General features: G+C 31.5%; 19 protein-coding genes, 3 tRNA genes and 1 pseudogene. 5 read left to right on the top strand and 18 right to left on the bottom strand.

Features of this window, described 5'->3' with window-relative positions; translation table 11 throughout:
• The 3 genes and pseudogenes from IF125_RS14375 to IF125_RS14370 all read right to left on the bottom strand — a co-directional run.
• The coding region (locus tag IF125_RS14375) for a transposase (protein WP_225542822.1) at positions 1-71 on the bottom strand (71 nt) is incomplete at its 3' end.
• Positions 68-529: a DDE-type integrase/transposase/recombinase gene (locus IF125_RS13390; RefSeq protein ID WP_225542821.1), complete on the bottom strand. Its 462-nt coding sequence runs from the start codon at positions 527-529 to the stop codon at positions 68-70. The genes IF125_RS13390 and IF125_RS14375, both read right to left, overlap by 4 nt.
• A 255-nt stretch (positions 530-784) precedes the next feature.
• A pseudogene (locus IF125_RS14370) lies at positions 785-856 on the bottom strand (hypothetical protein); the annotation flags it as partial.
• A gap of 732 nt (positions 857-1,588) precedes the next feature.
• Between IF125_RS14370 and IF125_RS13385 the strand changes: the two are divergent.
• The gene (locus IF125_RS13385; RefSeq protein WP_225542820.1) at positions 1,589-2,089 is read left to right on the top strand and encodes a YqiA/YcfP family alpha/beta fold hydrolase; all 501 of its coding nucleotides are present in this window, start codon (positions 1,589-1,591) and stop codon (positions 2,087-2,089) included.
• 165 nt (positions 2,090-2,254) lie between these two features.
• On the top strand, positions 2,255-2,587 hold the full coding sequence (locus IF125_RS13380; protein WP_171622261.1) for a hypothetical protein: 333 nt from the start codon (positions 2,255-2,257) through the stop codon (positions 2,585-2,587).
• A 50-nt stretch (positions 2,588-2,637) separates the two neighbouring features.
• Here IF125_RS13380 and IF125_RS13375 read toward each other — a convergent pair whose 3' ends face one another.
• From IF125_RS13375 to IF125_RS13350, 6 genes are all read right to left on the bottom strand, one after another.
• Positions 2,638-4,284, bottom strand: coding sequence for a dipeptidyl-peptidase 3 family protein (locus IF125_RS13375; RefSeq protein WP_171622260.1), 1,647 nt, complete (start codon positions 4,282-4,284; stop codon positions 2,638-2,640).
• A gap of 118 nt (positions 4,285-4,402) precedes the next feature.
• Positions 4,403-4,476: transfer RNA gene (locus IF125_RS13370), tRNA-His, on the bottom strand.
• A gap of 46 nt (positions 4,477-4,522) precedes the next feature.
• Positions 4,523-4,596: transfer RNA gene (locus IF125_RS13365), tRNA-His, on the bottom strand.
• Between the two features lie 46 nt (positions 4,597-4,642).
• Positions 4,643-4,716: transfer RNA gene (locus IF125_RS13360), tRNA-His, on the bottom strand.
• Positions 4,717-4,834: 118 nt separating this feature from the next.
• On the bottom strand, positions 4,835-5,536 hold the full coding sequence (bshB1, locus tag IF125_RS13355) for a bacillithiol biosynthesis deacetylase BshB1 (protein WP_171624003.1): 702 nt from the start codon (positions 5,534-5,536) through the stop codon (positions 4,835-4,837).
• A gap of 3 nt (positions 5,537-5,539) precedes the next feature.
• Entirely contained in the window at positions 5,540-6,136 is a 597-nt protein-coding gene (locus tag IF125_RS13350) for a glutathione peroxidase (protein WP_171624002.1), read from the bottom strand.
• Positions 6,137-6,399: 263 nt separating this feature from the next.
• Between IF125_RS13350 and IF125_RS13345 the strand changes: the two genes are divergently transcribed.
• On the top strand, positions 6,400-7,461 hold the full coding sequence (locus IF125_RS13345) for a 3-oxoacyl-ACP synthase III family protein (RefSeq protein ID WP_225542819.1): 1,062 nt from the start codon (positions 6,400-6,402) through the stop codon (positions 7,459-7,461).
• A 69-nt stretch (positions 7,462-7,530) separates the two neighbouring features.
• On the opposite strand, the gene IF125_RS13340 is transcribed toward IF125_RS13345, so the two are convergent.
• Both IF125_RS13340 and menA read right to left on the bottom strand, forming a co-directional pair.
• The gene (locus IF125_RS13340) at positions 7,531-8,211 is read right to left on the bottom strand and encodes a metal-dependent hydrolase (protein ID WP_171624000.1); all 681 of its coding nucleotides are present in this window, start codon (positions 8,209-8,211) and stop codon (positions 7,531-7,533) included.
• A gap of 17 nt (positions 8,212-8,228) precedes the next feature.
• The gene (menA, locus tag IF125_RS13335) at positions 8,229-9,155 is read right to left on the bottom strand and encodes a 1,4-dihydroxy-2-naphthoate octaprenyltransferase (protein ID WP_225542818.1); all 927 of its coding nucleotides are present in this window, start codon (positions 9,153-9,155) and stop codon (positions 8,229-8,231) included.
• Between the two features lie 88 nt (positions 9,156-9,243).
• Between menA and IF125_RS13330 the strand changes: the two genes are divergently transcribed.
• A complete protein-coding gene (locus IF125_RS13330) occupies positions 9,244-10,080 on the top strand; it encodes a glycoside hydrolase family 25 protein (RefSeq protein ID WP_225542817.1) in 837 nt (278 codons plus the stop codon).
• Positions 10,081-10,084: 4 nt separating this feature from the next.
• On the opposite strand, the gene IF125_RS13325 is transcribed toward IF125_RS13330, so the two are convergent.
• From IF125_RS13325 to IF125_RS13295, 7 genes are all read right to left on the bottom strand, one after another.
• Positions 10,085-10,222, bottom strand: coding sequence for a hypothetical protein (locus tag IF125_RS13325; RefSeq protein ID WP_225542816.1), 138 nt, complete (start codon positions 10,220-10,222; stop codon positions 10,085-10,087).
• Positions 10,223-10,426: 204 nt separating this feature from the next.
• A complete protein-coding gene (locus IF125_RS13320) occupies positions 10,427-11,260 on the bottom strand; it encodes a 1,4-dihydroxy-2-naphthoyl-CoA synthase (RefSeq protein ID WP_171623108.1) in 834 nt (277 codons plus the stop codon).
• A gap of 94 nt (positions 11,261-11,354) precedes the next feature.
• Positions 11,355-12,377, bottom strand: a complete 1,023-nt coding sequence (locus IF125_RS13315; protein ID WP_225542815.1) for an isochorismate synthase — start codon at positions 12,375-12,377, stop codon at positions 11,355-11,357.
• Entirely contained in the window at positions 12,370-12,795 is a 426-nt protein-coding gene (locus IF125_RS13310) for a PaaI family thioesterase (protein WP_225542814.1), read from the bottom strand. Before IF125_RS13310 ends, IF125_RS13315 begins: the two co-directional genes overlap by 8 nt.
• Positions 12,796-13,356 carry a 1-acyl-sn-glycerol-3-phosphate acyltransferase gene (locus IF125_RS13305; RefSeq protein WP_225542813.1) on the bottom strand — a complete coding sequence of 187 codons (561 nt, stop codon included), beginning with the start codon at positions 13,354-13,356 and terminating at the stop codon, positions 12,796-12,798. It lies immediately after the preceding gene.
• Between the two features lie 147 nt (positions 13,357-13,503).
• Positions 13,504-15,294 (bottom strand): PspC domain-containing protein, encoded by a 1,791-nt coding sequence (locus tag IF125_RS13300; protein ID WP_225542812.1) that lies wholly within the window; start codon positions 15,292-15,294, stop codon positions 13,504-13,506.
• A complete protein-coding gene (locus tag IF125_RS13295) occupies positions 15,287-15,628 on the bottom strand; it encodes a PadR family transcriptional regulator (RefSeq protein WP_225542811.1) in 342 nt (113 codons plus the stop codon). Before IF125_RS13295 ends, IF125_RS13300 begins: the two co-directional genes overlap by 8 nt.
• Before the next feature lie 304 nt (positions 15,629-15,932).
• On the opposite strand from IF125_RS13295, the gene IF125_RS13290 reads away from it, so the two are divergent.
• Positions 15,933-16,724 carry a S1/P1 nuclease gene (locus tag IF125_RS13290; protein ID WP_225539262.1) on the top strand — a complete coding sequence of 264 codons (792 nt, stop codon included), beginning with the start codon at positions 15,933-15,935 and terminating at the stop codon, positions 16,722-16,724.
• The last annotated feature ends 282 nt before the right edge of the window (positions 16,725-17,006 follow it).

Here is a 17,006-nt window from a genome sequence, read left to right as displayed (position 1 = left end):
TGTCTAAATGTACGATTAAAACGTTCGATCAAACTATTTTGCGTCGGTTGACCAGGCTGAATATAAATCAATTCAATTCAATAGACTGATTATGACACCAATCTTTTAGAGCGTTTGCAATAAATTCTGGTCCATTATCGACTCTTATTCGCTCTGGTTTTCCTCTCCATTGAATTAAATTCTCAAGCTCTCTTACTACTCGTCCAGAAGGCAAACTCGTATCAACGGCGATGGCTAAAATTTCTCGGTTAAAATCATCCAAAATATTCAATGAACGCACTTTTTTACCATTCTGCAAAGCATCCTGCTTAAAATCAATGCTCCACGTAATGTTATGATTAATCGGGCGCAAAAGTGGATCTTTTACCCGTGCTGATAATCGTTTCTTGCGTTTATTTCTCAAATTTAAACGCATCATTTTGTAAACACGATAAACGCGTTTATGGTTCCAAGTTAAGCCTAAATTTCGTAAACGATAATACATCATCCAAAAGCCCCAAGTTTGATGCTCGTTGGATAGAGCTATCAATTGAAAACATATTTTATCATCTTCATTTTTACAGACTTTTTGATAATAAAAAACGGACGTTCTTAAACTAAATAGACGACAACCCCTGCGAGAACTTAGTTAATATTTTGCTTTTGAATACAACACCAATTCTCGTTTTTCACAAGGCGTTATAGCTTTTTTTTGATAACATCTTTTAAAACTACGTTTTCTAAAGTAAGCTCTGCTACAATTTTTTATATTGAGACAATTGCTTCTCTAGTTCCTTTAATTGAGCTAATTGATGGGCTTCCATTTATAAAAAGTGGGTTGACTTATTCCATGTTCATGACAAATTTCATTGACTGTTTTGCCCTAATTTTGTTCAGATAAAATCTTTACGATCTGAACTTCTGTAAAATTGCTTTGTTTCATAATTATCCCTAAGTTAATAAACTATATTTTTAAACGTTCCGTTTTTTAGGGAAGATTACAAATAAGGTAAAGATTTGAAGGGTTTTCCATGTAAATTTTTATACCTCAATTGGTAAAAAGGGTTTGTTTCTAAAGCTTCAAAAACATTTGCTAACTCAGCTTCAAAAGACTTTACAGCAGAAATAGAAAACTCAGAATAATAAGCAAAAGCTTGGTCGATATCCTATACAGCTTCAGGAGAAATGCGAATATTATAATTCATATTTTTTTCGCAATTCTTTCATAACATCTTTTGCATACAAAAAGTTCTCCTTAGGTTCTTCTAAGCGTTGATCTAATATCTTTTCTTGTTCTTTTGTTAATTCAAATTTTTTTTCTCTTCCAAAAAATAATCAGGAAGTTTTTTTAGTTTAGAATTGACATGTTTTAAACTTGTATCGTTCATAATTATATAATTAATAAAAAATATAAACTGTAAGCACTTTATTTACTACTAATTTACAATTAAGTTAGTGAATTAACTAATTCATTCAAAAAAAAATAAAAACGTAACGATCTTAAAATACATTTGAACGTGTATTTATTTTGTATTTTTACAACGTCAGATTTAACTCTTGGTTACTGAGTTTATCGAAGTAAAGTTTGACATTATAAAATATAAAACAAATGAAATTTGCATACTTACACGGCTACCAAGGATCTGTAACAGATGAAAAAAGAGCATATTTAGACTCATTAGGCGATTGCTTTGCACCATCTATTGATTATGATAATGCAACAACTTTAGTGCAAGATTTAATTGCTCAATTCAAAAAAGAACCGATCGAATTTATTGCAGGAACAAGTCTTGGCGGAATGATAAGTTATTATTTGGGACTGGTATTAAATATTCCTGTATTAATGTTCAATCCTGCTGTAATTGCCGTAGAACGATTGAAACCGTTTCTTCCAGAACAATTATTGAACGGAGTTCCAACTCAACCTAATTTAATTTTTACCGGTTTACAAGATGATGTCATCGAACCAAAATTTCAGATTGAATTTGTCGAAAATTTACAAAAACTAAACGGAAATATCGAACAAATTTTTGCTGCAAATATGACACATCTAATTACATTAGAAGAATTTGAAAAAGCTTTTGAAACGTTTTTAGAATCGAAGAAATAATTCATGACAATATTTCTTTTACTCTTTCAGTTTTTTTTATAATCATTATTTTAGGATTATCTTTTTTGATTGGAATAACGATGATGATTATTGGGTTTTGGAAAAATCCAATGAATAAAAAACAATTATTAAAAGGATTTTATTTATTATTCCATTAAACCTTCTTTGCTTTACGAAGTTACTGACGGAAATATTGTAGGTACTTACAAAGTTTCTAAATCTTCTACGATTGATGTGAGTGATTTAGAAAAGATAAGATTAACGCTTGATTCTAAAGGGAATTTCTATTTGAATGATAGAATTCCAAAAGTTAATATTTGTCAAAAAGGAAAATTTGAGTTTTCTCCAGAAATAGAAGAAATAAACGCAATGTCTTTTAGTTGTGGAGATACAATAAGTGTACAAGGAATAAAACGAAATTTCACTAATTTTGAAATTGAATTTATGATTGGAGATCCCGATAGTAATGAAACGATCTATTTTGAAAAAATAAATTAGAAAAGCCACTCTTGGAGTGGCTTTTAAATTTTGTATTGATATTTAACTTCTTACAATCCTAACATATTCGGACCTTGTTCAAATATGACATCCACTGGAATATTTTTTGTTTTCAAAACATCTAAATCTTGTTGTAAATCGCTATGAATTGTTCCTTTGTCAGCATATAATTTTTTAACACCATTGTAGTCACCATTTCCTTGCAACGTCAAAATCAATTCTGATAAGCCATTCATCGCTTGTTCCATTTTTACAACATTTACTTTGTAACGACCTCTCTCCGTTTTCACGAAAGCGCCATTTTCTGCAAAATAATTAAATGCAATCATATTTGCTTGTCCATGAGCAGAGCTTGCACCAAAACGAACAGAACGTAAAATTCCTGCCAAAAACGTCACAAAATAATCTTCTTGAGTTCCTGTCAATTCTCCTTTTTTTAACAATTGATTCACCATATACAAGCCAAGAATATCTGCTTTTCCTTCTTCTAAAGCCGAATTCGCTTCTTTTAATGCATCTCGAACACTACCTTTTCCGTTCACTGTGTTTTTAATTCCTAATCCATGTGCAACTTCATGAAACATTACATTTGAGAAAAACGCATCGAATTTTATATTTTTTTGTTGACTTTCATCAATTAAAGCGGTAGATATTGGAACTAAAATATTATCGAACTTCGCTTTCATCGCATTCTTCAATTGCAAACGACGTGTTCCTTTTTCTAATTGCACACGTTCGTCATTTGGTAAGTTAATCGCGATTGTTTTTCCTGCTGCATTACAATCTCCAGCATAATACACCACATCATACGCATTAAGATCGGAATCTGTTCCAGGAACTTCTTTCTTATAACTTGCAGAAACAGGTAGATTGCGTTGTAATTCTGGTAGGTATTGAACAAATTTTGCCAATTTTTTTGACCATTCGATGTCTTTTACCAATATATAAGCGGAATAAGACGTTTTATAACCAAACAATTGATCTTCATAATTTTCGATTGGTCCAACAACCATATCAATGTTGGCATTTTTCATGTCCATCCAAGCCAAATCACTTGCATAAAAATCATCTGTCATCAATGCGGCAGCACGTAATTTTAAATATTTTTTTAATCCTGCATCCTCTGCTAATTCTGAAGCTTGCGTTAAATATTCAGCTGCTTTAGATAACTGATTTTTAAAATTTTCGTGGTACGGTATCGTATACAATTTACCTTCTCTATTTCGACGAACAATTGTATAGGGCGATTTACCATCTTTCAAATTAGCCTGTTCAAATTCCTCTTTCGTCATATCAATAGGATAAAACATTGCACCTGCAGGTTTTGCTCCAATTCCATTGACAAAAGGTGTTTCGTTATTCAACCTATCCCAAGGGCCATAGTTTATTTTTGCATATTCTTTGGCTTCTCCTTTGGTTTCGTCCATTAAATCTATTTTAGCACCGTATGCTTGTTGCCAAAATAAATCGTCCATAATATCAGCTGTTTTAAACATCAAACGTAAAATTTCTTTTTCGTTTTTTGTTAAATGCGATATATCTGTAGTTAATGGGAAACTTGCATATGTTTGATAGGCATATTCTTTTGTCATTTCTGTTGAAGTTTGAGTGGATTCTTTGACTGCTTTTTGAGTTGAACAAGAACTCAAAATTCCTGTAAAAGCAATCAATCCTAAAAATATTGATGATTTTTTCATTTCAAATGTTTTGGTAAAATTAAGAAGAATTTAATATGGTTTTTCAAAGAAAGGCTAAGTTTGAAAAATTCTATATAATAAAAAAATCTCAACTTCCAACGAAATTGAGATTTATAAGGGTGGATGATGGGTCTCGAACCCACGACCTCCGGAACCACAATCCGGCGCTCTAACCAACTGAGCTACAACCACCATTTGGTACGAATTTTTATTTTAAAACTAAATTCTAAAGTTTTTGGGTGGATGATGGGTCTCGAACCCACGACCTCCGGAACCACAATCCGGCGCTCTAACCAACTGAGCTACAACCACCATTTGGTACGAATTTTATTTTAAAACTAAATTCTAAAGTTTTTTGGGTGGATGATGGGTCTCGAACCCACGACCTCCGGAACCACAATCCGGCGCTCTAACCAACTGAGCTACAACCACCATTTGCCTTGTGAAATTATTGTTATTTAATTCCTCAATTGGACTGCAAATATAGCCTATTAATCGGTACTTGCAAATAATTTTCGCAAAAAAATAAAGGTTTTTTTAACCTTTATTTCTAAATTAAAGAATCTAAATTATTTACGCCAATATAACTTCTCGAAATAAAACCTTCTCCTGCCTCAGTTCCTATTAATCTTCCCAAATCATATGCACGATATCGAATAGAATCTGTAAAATTTTTGGATGAAATTGGCGTTTGTGGTTCGCTCGAATTTGGATCAAAGAATTGTGTTTTATAAGCCATACAAGCTTCTACTTTCGTATCTATAAAACCTGAAATATCCACTACAAAATGAGGCTCTAATGGCAACCATTGAATATAATGAAAGTGTTTCTTAGGACGCCAAGCTGCTAAACCATTCTCTATCTTTGGCAATCCTGATAAAAAAATAGCGGTATTCACTAAATCTGATCCTTTTCCATGATCTGGATGTCTGTCATGCGGTGCATTACTCAAAATAATATCAGGTTGATATTTACGAATAACATCTACAATTTTCAATTGATTCTCTTTGTCATTCAAGAAAAAACCATCTGCAATCCCAAGGTTTTCTCTTACAACCACACCCAAAATATCTTTGGCATCATTTGCTTCTACACGACGAGTTTCATCAGTACCACGAGTCCCTAATTCTCCTTTCGTTAAATCGAGAATTCCGACTGTTTTACCGTTTCTAATTTCTTTTGCAAGTGTTCCACCGCATCCCAATTCTACATCATCAGGATGTGCTCCAATTGCAAGAATATCTAACTTCATTTACTATTTATTTAACCAATCTATTATTTGTTTGTCATCCGGTTTTACTTTTGATGAATAAGCAGTTTCTAACGTTCCATCTTCATTAATCAAAAATTTTGTAAAATTCCATTTCACTTCATGGTCAGATTTACCATTCAATGATTTTTTTGTTAAGAATTTGAAAATTTCATTTTGATTTTTTCCAATGACATCACTTTTCGACATCAAAGGAAATGTAACGCCATAATTTAATTTACAAAAATTAGCTATTTCTTCGTTATTATCAAATTCCTGTCCACCAAAATTATCTGATGGAAATCCTACAACAACCAAACCTTGATCTTTGTATTCTTGGTACAATTTTTCTAATGCATCATATTGAGGTGTATAACCACATTTTGAAGCTGTGTTCAAAATCAAGATTTTTTTACCTTTTAAATCAGCGAAATTAAAATCTTCATCATTGATATCCTTAAATGTATAATCGTAAATTTTATTCATTTTTTGTGGTGTTTTTGTGGTTTGTTGAATGGATTGTTTTTTAGAAACTGATTTCTTTGTTTCTTGCGCATTACAAGCTATAAACAATCCTAAAAATCCGATGAATAAGTATTTCATTGTGTATTATTTTTAACAAATTTAAAAAAAATCGACAGAAGTCTAAGTTAAAGATTTTTAAAATGTTTTATTAATTTATAATATAATATTCACTTTCTGTACTGATTAATAAAAAATCTTTATTTGCTTTATGAATATTTCATTTTTTTAAACAAAAATTAAAATATTTATATATGTCATAAGATTTACACTACCTTTAATACTTAATTAAATAAAAAAGCTTTTTACTGAAGAAGAGTTCTAAATTTAGTTAGACAGATTAAATGACAAGTAAAATAATTGGTGTAGGTAACTACATTCCCTCCGAAACAATCACAAATTTATTTTTTGCTCAACATAACTTTCTTGATGAAAAAGGAGTTGCATTAAAACAAAATAATACCATCATTGCAGAAAAATTAAAATCTATAACAGGTATAGAAGAAAGACGGTATGCCAACAATAATCAAGTTACATCAGATTTAGGTTTCATTGCCGCTAAACAGGCGATAGAAAACTCGGGAATAGATCCAGAAACATTAGATTATATCATTTTTGCACACAATTTTGGAGATGTAATTTCAGGTACAATTCAATCAGATTCAGTTCCAAGCTTAGCTTCACGAGTTAAACATCAATTGCAAATCAAAAATAATTATTGCGTTGCTTATGATGTACTTTTTGGTTGCCCAGGATGGCTAGAAGGTATGATACAGGCGAATGCCTTTATTAAAGCTGGAATTGCAAAAAGATGTTTGGTTATTGGCGCAGAAACCTTATCGAGGGTTGTTGATATCCATGATAGAGACAGCATGATTTATGCAGATGGTGCTGGTGCTGCAATATTGGAAATAAATAATCATGATGACGAAGGTTTAAAATCACATCTTTCAGCTTCATTCACTTTAACTGAAAAAGATTATCTATTTTTTGGAAAATCTTATAACACAGAAACTTGTCCAGATGTCAAGTATATAAAAATGATTGGACGAAAGATATATGAGTTTGCTTTATCGAATGTTCCTGACGCGATGAAAAAATGTTTTGATGAAAGTGGATATACGATTTCACAATTAAATAAAATCATTATTCATCAAGCAAATGAAAAAATGGATGAAGCTATTGTAAAGAGATTTTTTGATTTGTATGAACAACCTGTTCCTGAGAATATAATGCCTATGGTTATTGATAAATTAGGAAATAGTAGTGTTGCCACAATTCCTATCTTATTAAAAATGATTCTGAATGGTGAATTATCTTCACATCAAATAAACAAAGGCGATATTGTTCTATTTGCATCTGTTGGTGCAGGGATGAATGTAAATGCAATTGTTTATAAATTTTAATGAACTTGTTCCATAAAAAAATAAAAGCTCGTCCTCGGACGAGCTTTTATTTATAGATAATATTTTTTTCTAAACGGTTAAATCTTCCCCGATTTCTAATAAAATCAATTGAATATGACGTGAAAAGAATATTGATTTAGCTTCAGCTTTATCAATTTTTATTGGAGGAAATGTATCATAATGATAACCTAAAACTTTAGTTGCTTGAACATATTCTGCCGCAATTGAAGCGCTTTTAGCACCCATTGTAAAATTATCCCCTATTGGTAAAATGGCTAAATCTAATTGACCAATTGTATCGGGAATCAGTTTCATTTCATACGTCAAAGCGGTGTCTCCTGCGATGTAAATACGCTTTCCTTCACTCTCGATAATATAACCATTTGGATCACCACCGTACGTTCCATCTGCGAAAGAACTCGAATGAAAAGCAATAGTAGATTGAATTGATCCAAAATCAAAATTAAATTTCCCACCTGTATTCATTCCGTGCGAATTCAAACCTTTTGCTGCATAATAACCAGCGATTTCAGCATTCGAAATAATTAACGCTCCTGTTCGTTTTGCCAATTCTTCTACATCATACACATGATCTTGATGTGCATGTGTTAAAACGATATAGTCAGCTTTTAAACTTTCGAAATCGATATGTTTAGCTAATTCATTTGGAGTAATAAACGGATCAACAACAATGTGTTTACCATTTGCTTCGATAGCCAAAGAAGCATGACCTAAGTATTGAATTTTCATTGTATATTATTTTGTGATTAACGCGTTAAAGTATCGATAAAGTCAAATCCAATTAAGCTATATCCCAATAAAACAGCAAAGAATAAAGCTAACATTGCGACTTGTTTCAAGAACGGATCATAATCTTTTGGATCTTTTACAGCAAAAATTTGACGACGAATAGCATTTGCAAAGAAGATTAAAATTAGAAATACTAATCCTGATAACTTTCCTGATTTTGCTGGAATCATCGTTACATAAAGGGTACTCAAAACAAAAGGAATTGTCATTAAAGCCATTTGATAATACTTACTATTCTGAAATCCAAGCTTTGATGCAATAGTGATTTTATTATTTTTGACATCATTTTTGACATCGCGCATATTATTCAAATTCAACACTGCTACACTCCAACATCCCATTGATGCAGCTGGTAACAAAATTTGCCATTGAAATACTTTTGAATATAAAAATTCACCTCCAACGACAGCTAAAATTCCAAAGAATAAAAAGACAAAAATATCTCCTAAACCAATATATCCATAAGGTTTTTTTCCCATTGTATAAGCCATTGCTGCAAAAATAGAAGCTACCCCTAATCCAAGAAATATATAAATATACTTCATGTCATGAGGATAAAAAGACACATACAATAATGTAGCAACGCAAATCAAAGAAATGACAACCATGATACCTATGGCAGTTTTCATTTGTTTTTGAGTAATCAAACCAGAAGCAACTGCACGTTGCTCTCCTACTCTATTTGCATCTGTTCCTTTTACAGCATCACCATAATCGTTGGCAAAATTTGACAATATTTGGAAAGCTAAAGTTGTTAAAAGTGATAAGAAAAATATATCATTTCGGAAGATTCCTTCTGATTTTGCAATAAATCCAGCTAACAATAATCCACTCAACGAAAGTGGTAAAGTGCGAAGCCTTGCGGCTAATATCCATTTTTTCATACCGAACAAAGATAATGAAGATTTTACTTTTTTTATCATCGAAAATTGAACTAATATTGCATAGATAATTTCTATTTCATCTACTAAAATGCCTCGTAAAAAAATAAAACAACAACCTTTTTACAAGAAGATAAAACCTTCGACCTATTTTATTGCGTTTGTTATTTTGTGTGTACTTTATTTTACGTATCGTTACCGCCATGGAATTCATTATTACTTTACAATTGTAGAAAAATCATTGAAAGGTGAAAAAATTACTGATGAAAAAGTAACGAAATATGACATCAGAAATATTGAGGTGATGGACAAATATTATCTCAAAACGTTTGGCGTGGATGTGTCCCAATATCAAGGTAAAATTGATTGGACGAAAATGCATACTATCTACAAATTGTACCCCATTAATTTTGCTTTTATCCGATCTACTATGGGAACATCGTCTGTTGATATTAGGTTTGAGGAAAATTGGAAAGAAGCAAAAGAAAATAATATTTTGCGAGGTGCTTATCATTTTTATCGACCTGATGAGAATTCGACTTTACAAGCTCAAAATTTTATCAATATAGTAAAATTAAAAAAAGGTGATTTACCTCCAGTTCTCGACATCGAAACCTTACCAAAAACGCAATCGATGGAACGTTTGGTAGAAGGAATCAAGAATTGGTGCAAAATTGTGGAAGAGCATTACGATATCAAACCTATAATATATACCTCTGACAAATATTTTGAAGATTATTTACAAAATCATTTTGATGGCCATATCATTTGGATTGCCAATTACAATTTTTGGGTACAGGAAATGAAAGGTCATTGGAATTTTTGGCAGTTTACGGAAAAAGCAACTATAGAAGGTGTTAAACGATATAAAGTAGATGTCAATATCTATAACGGAACAATTGATGATTTGGAAAGTTTGACACTTTAAAAAATTAATGAATCAATTTTACAGCTCCTTTTCCATCATAAATCAATGTGTAAGCTCCCCCAAAAAAAGTACAGTTTAAAAATATAAATGGAACAAATTCTTTATTTTTCCAAATAGGTGGAATTTTCTCCTCTGATGTCATTTTACGAATTGAATTTTAAACCTTAGATGTACATTGATTTTAAAATAAAATAAATTGATTTTGGAAAATTAATTTGTTCCAATATTAAACCAAACTTCCATTAATTCTATTCAAAAATCACTAAAAGTTTATTGTTAAATTATAAATTAATTTAAAAAAGCGATACTCAAAGTATCGCTCTCATAAATATGGTGTAAAATTAAATTAACGAAATTTAGAAAAATCTCGTTTACGTTTTTCTAAGAACGCATTTCTACCCTCTACAGCTTCTTCTGTTCCGTAAGCAAAACGAGTTGTTTCACCAGCAAATATTTGTTGACCAACCAATCCATCATCCACTAAATTGAACGCGTATTTCAACATTTTGATTGCTGTAGGAGATTTTGTTAAAATTTCTTGTGCCCAATCAAAAGCTACTTGTTCTAATTCATCATGAGGAACAACCAAGTTCACCATTCCCATCTCATAAGCCTCTTGAGCAGAGTAATTCAATCCTAAAAAGAAAATCTCTCGCGCACGTTTTTGACCAACTTGTTTTGCCAAATAAGCCGAACCATAACCTCCATCAAAAGACGCAACATCGGCATCTGTCTGTTTGAAAATTGCATGCTCCTTAGAAGCTAATGTCATGTCGCAAACAACGTGTAAAGAATGTCCTCCACCAACTGCCCAACCGTTAACCACAGCTACTACAACTTTAGTTGAAAAACGAATCAAACGTTGAACTTCTAAAATATTCAAACGACCAACACCATCTTGTCCTTCGTAGCCTTTTGCTCCACGAACGCGTTGATCTCCTCCCGAACAAAAAGCCCAACCACCGTCTTTTGCAGATGGTCCTTCTCCTGTTAATAGAATTACACCAACTTCTCGATCTTCTTCTGCTAATTGAAAAGCGTCTAACAATTCGAAAACTGTTTTTGGACGAAACGCATTACGAACTTCAGGACGATTAAAAGCAATACGCATTACACCATCACATTTCTTAAACGTGATATCTTCATATTCTTTTACCGTTTGCCAATTTATTGTTGCCATTATATTTTGTATTTTATTTTAATTTTTAACTTTTCGAAAATAAGACTTTTCTTACAATTTAGACTCTTTTAGTAAAACTATTGATTAAGTTAATTTATGTTGAATAAATTAATAACTCACCTATTGTTTTGGATTTCAATTCTGTCTCATGCCATTCCTTTTCAGGTACAGAATCTGGCATAATTCCACCTCCGACATACAAATTCACTTTATTCGAATAGATTTTTGCACAACGAAGATTCACAAAATATTCAGATGCTATTTTATTTTGATACCCCATAAAACCTGCATAAAAAGAGCGATCATATCCTTCATTTTTTAAGATAAAATCTTTCGATAAATCTTTTGGCATTCCACCAACAGCAGGCGTTGGATGCAAGGCTTTCAATAAATCGTAAAGCTTTGTTTTATCGTTTAATTGAGCTGAAATATACGATTTCAAATGTTCAAAAAAACCAGCATTTACCGAAAACGGACCATCCACATCAATATAAGCAGTATAAGGTTTTAAAGTTGAAGCAATATAATCGGTAACAACTTGTTGTTCATGGTATTCTTTTTCCGTCCAATCATCTTCTTTCGCCTTTGTACCTGCCAAAGAAACTGTTTCGATGAATTGATTACTTTCTTTCAATAAGAGCTCTGGAGACGCACCAATCCAACATCCTTCTTTAACATCATAACGCAAATATAGATAGGCATTTGGATAATGTTGGTGTAAGTTTTTGAATGTTTCGGCTAAATTAACTGCTGTTTTTGCAAGTGAATTGATTCGACTAATTACAATTTTTTTTGTTGCCGACTCACTGCGTAACTCTTGAACAGTTTTTTGAATTAAATTAATGTAATTTTCGTACGAAATCTCTTCATTTTGATCAGATTCTGGTAAAGAAAGTTCAAAATTTGGTAATTGATCAATTGGTATTACTTGAACCTCATCATCATTAAATTCAATTAATTTTGAATTATCGAAACTATTGCAAATAAATTGATTATCTGTTACAATAGCTTTATTCTCCCATAACTCGACTTGTGTCGTATTTGGTTTTCTGAAAAGTATAAACGGTTTTTGATTCTGAATTAATCTTTCAAGTTTCTCTTGAAATTTTTTAAACATGTTTTTTAGAAATAATGGCGTTAGTTAAATGAGTATAACAAATTAATTTATCGTTTTCATCTTTGATTTCAATCTTAATCAAATGAGATGTACGACCTCTTTTTACGACTGTTGCATGTCCAAAAATTGTCCCCTCTTTTTTTGGTCGAAGATGATTTGCATCAACATGTTGCCCTACAGCAACGTAATCATCAGATGCTAAAATTATATTGGATAAGGTACTGCCTAAAGTTTCAGCTAAAACAATTGATGCGCCACCATGCAATAATCCAAAAGGTTGATGAACTTTCGGTGTAACAGGCATTTTTCCAGCTAAAAAATCTTCTCCAACTGCTGTAAATTCAATATCTAATGTTTCAAGTAATGTGTTTTTTGACATAGCTTGAAATTTTCTTAAACTATCTTGTTCGTTCATCATCTAATGTATTTTTGGGTTATAAAGTTCGGGATGTTTTGCTGTTACATCTTTGTAAAAATCTTGAATTTCATCCATCACATCATTCAAAGATTTATTTTCTGTTTCTACAATTTTTGAAATTCCAGCTCGCTTTTTCTTAAAGTCACAATATGCTAAAACAATCGGAACATCAGCTTTCTGCGCAATATAAAAGAAACCATTTTTCCACTTTTCTGCACGTGAACGCGTACCTTCTGGCGTATTGATTAAGTATAATTTATCTGCTTTTTTTAAAATATCTGATGCAAAATCAACCATATTATGTCGTTGTGAACGATCGATTCCGATTCCTCCCATTTGTTTGATAAAATAACCATACCAAGGCTTTGTCCAAGCATCTTTGATAAACATTTTCATTGGAATTCCCATTTGCCAAAAAGCTAAAATCGTATAGTAAAAATCCCAATTAGAAGTATGTGGCGCACAAACCAAAACGCATTTATCTACCTTTGATAAATCCAGATGATTGTCTAATTTCCAACCTTCTAACGTATACAATAATTTACCTAATTTTTTTTTCATAAATATGGTACATTAAACCTATACAAACATACAAAACTCAAAACGGATATTTGTAAATGTAACGAAAATAAAAAGAGACATTTCGTTTGAAATATCTCTTTTTTGTATAGTATAAATTAAAATTCTTCTTGGGTCTATGCAAAGAAATCAACGATTATTTGAATGATTTCTGTAGTTAATGTTAATAGAATCTGTATCATCTTTGTAGTTTATTTCTTGGTTTGATTTTTCTTTTTTGTTTTCGGTTCTTGGTAAATTTAATCCTACAGATCCTTCATTACTTTCAACACGAATACCATTTTTATCGATTCTAACTCTCGCCGAATCGTTTCCGTCATTTACATGTATGTTTACATCTCCTTCGAAGTTATCATCTTCAGAATCTGTATCCTTTTGACAATTCAAACATACGATTTTTTTTCCATTAAATGCAAAATAATTATTATTAACATCTCTAATATAATCGGTATCGTATTGTCCATATTTGATATTTACCGAATTTGATTTTCTAACAAATAATACTTTATTTTTCGGTACATGAATTTTAATATCAACTGTTTGTTCTCTGAATTTACCATTTTTTGGAATTTTAACAAATTTATCTAAATTCAATTTGTTTCCTTCTAATTGATAATTGTATTTAATTGATTCTAAATTACGTTTTGCTTCCTCTTTACTTCCTCCTTTCGATGAATAGCGAATTTCTAAATGTACATTATTGTCACTGCTCTCTTCGATGTCAAAAGTTTTGTAAATTGGAATAACTAAATTACCTTCTTCATCAATTAATTGCTCTAAATCATTGAAACCACTGTATCTATAATTCCCTTCTTCTCTATTCATAAATTCTATTTGAAGCGTATCTGAAGGAATATTTAGTACTTTATCTTCAGTCATTTCAACAGAATTTCTGAATTTACTTGCGGTACTTATCGAAATTCCGATGATAGCAAATAAGGCAACGAACCAAAGAGCGATTGATCCAAAAATAACGGCTTTGCTCACTGTTACACGATTCCAAAAACATTTTACGCCTAAAATTGTCAATAAAACACCTGGAATTACCATCAATATTCCTCCAAATACTTTGGCAATCATACTCATCCATTCCTCTTCTACAAGATAACCGAATAATTCAGTAGGCATTTCTGTCCACGTCGTGAAAAACAAGGCAAATCCACCTATGATGAATCCAATTCCCGAACTCAGTATAATAAATCCAATAAACCAAAGTAATAGTCGACCAAAAACACCAAAGACTCCACCTAATTTATTACTTAATTCTTTACCTCCGCTAACAACCGTTTCACTGGCTTGTTCTACGTTTTTTTTTAAGGTATCGATGTTTGCTGGTTGACCGTACATCTGCAACTTTTCTGATGTCGTTTTTGCTTTCGGTACAAAAATTAATAAGATAAAATAACAGAAAACTACTAACCAGAAAGAAACACCAAGTGTTGCTACGCCTAATACAAGTAGAACTAACCAAATAGCTCGCACAAACCAAGGATCTACGCCCATATAATGTGCCAAACCAGCAGATAATCCTGTTACAATTGTATCATCTGGGTCACGGTACAAACGTTTTGCTCCTGTTTGTTGTCCTCCATACGATTGGTTATTTGATGATGAAGTGTAAGAAGAATTTGTTGATGACGTCGTTTCACCATCTTCATCCTCTACTTTATATTGATCTGGATGCCCCATCGTTGCAATCACAAAATTAATATCATCCTCGTTCACGACTTCTCTAAATTTTAATCGTTCGCGAAACAATTCAGCAATACGGATTTCTACATCTTCAATAATATCTTCAATACCTTCTGTTCCTCTCAACGAAGTTTTTACATCCTGTAAATAGGTTTTTAATTTATTATAGGCGATTTCGTCTAACACGAAAGAAAATCCTCCTATACTTATTGATACTGTCTTATCCATTTTTGTGCGTTTCTGTGGTTACTTTATTCACGGCTTCGATTAACTGTTCCCAAGTAGCAGCTAATTCTTTTAAAAATTCTTCACCTAACTCTGTAAGTGCATAATATTTGCGAGGTGGTCCTGAGGTTGATTCTTCCCAACGATATTGTAAAAGGTCATCATTTTTTAATCTTGTTAAAAGCGGATATAATGTTCCTTCAACAACAATCATCTCTGCTTTTTTCAATTCGTCTATGATATCAGATGCATAAGCATCACCTTTTTTAATAATGCTGAGAATACAATATTCCAGTACACCTTTTCGCATCTGAACTTTTGTTTTCTCTATATTCATAAGAACGGCTTGTTTTATTTTGTTATACAAATATATATAAAAGTTTCAGTATTATGCAAAACAAAGTACTGAATTATTTTTAGTATTATATATATAAACCACAACAATCGGTCTATTTATCAAGGATTGATATAAAAATATTTTTTTTAAGTTTTTTTACATTCTTTTCTAATTGATTTTTTTAGAATAAAAATTTAAATGTTTTATTCTATTCAGTAAAACCTCTATCACTTCATTTGCAATTAAAAATCACATTTCAACTTGCTTAACTTTCCTTATCTTTGCAAAAATTCGAGCTCACACAATGAAAAAAATAATAGGAAGCGTAATGCTTTTAGGTGCTTTTTTAGCTTCAGAAAGTGCTTTAGCTTGGGGATTAACAGGTCACCGAGTAGTTTCTCAAATTGCAGAACAACATATTAGCAAGAAAACTCGTAAAGAAATCACTAAAATTATTGGCCCTCAAAAGTTAGCATATTGGGCGAACTGGCCAGATTTTATTAAATCTGATACTACTTGGAAACATGCAGATTCTTATCACTATGTTAACATTCCTGGAAATTTAAATCGTCAACAATTTGATGTTGCTTTAGAGCAAACGTCGGATGAAAATATGTACAAAAAAGGGTTGTTTTTAATCAACGAATTAAAAAACAATCAAAATCTTACGATTGAGGAAAAACAACATAATTTATACTTTTTAATTCACATTCTTGGGGATGCGCATCAACCACTTCATGTGGGGCGTCCAGATGATTTGGGAGGAAATCGAATCAAAGTAGAATGGTTCCGTGATAAAGTAAATATCCACACGGTTTGGGATTCTAAATTAGTTGATTACGAAAACTATTCGTACACAGAATATTCAAATTTGTTAGATATTGCTTCAAAAGAGCGTCAAATTCAAATGAAAGAAGGCACTTATGCAGACTGGATTTATGGTTCTTACATTCTTGCAAACAATATTTACGCAGGTGTAAAAATGGACGATAAATTAGGATACCGTTACCATTTTGATAACAAATTTATCATAGAAGATCAATTATTAAAAGGTGGAATTCGTTTAGCAAAAGTTTTGGATGATATTTTTAAATAAAATAGATTTTTAGATTATTCTAAAATAAATTCAAATCCTGAAAAGTCAATTTTTCAGGATTTTTTATGCACTAAATTTAATTTACAGACTTTTTGACAGTGATGTTTTTCAAAAACAAGTCATTTTGTCTTATTAAATCATTTTGCATATAATTTGAAAAGTATTTAGCATGAATAATGAAATCAAAAATTTAAACATACAAAACCATTAGCGTCCTAAACGTTAAAAGAAAGCGTAAAAACAGCGCGTAAATTTCGGATCTCAAATTATCTTTGAGTTGGA

It is taken from the genome of Empedobacter stercoris, from assembly GCF_020281205.1.
GTDB classification, from domain to species: Bacteria; Bacteroidota; Bacteroidia; order Flavobacteriales; family Weeksellaceae; genus Empedobacter; species Empedobacter stercoris.
Note: the sequence above shows the minus strand (reverse complement) of the source record. Positions and strands in the feature narration are given on the sequence as shown.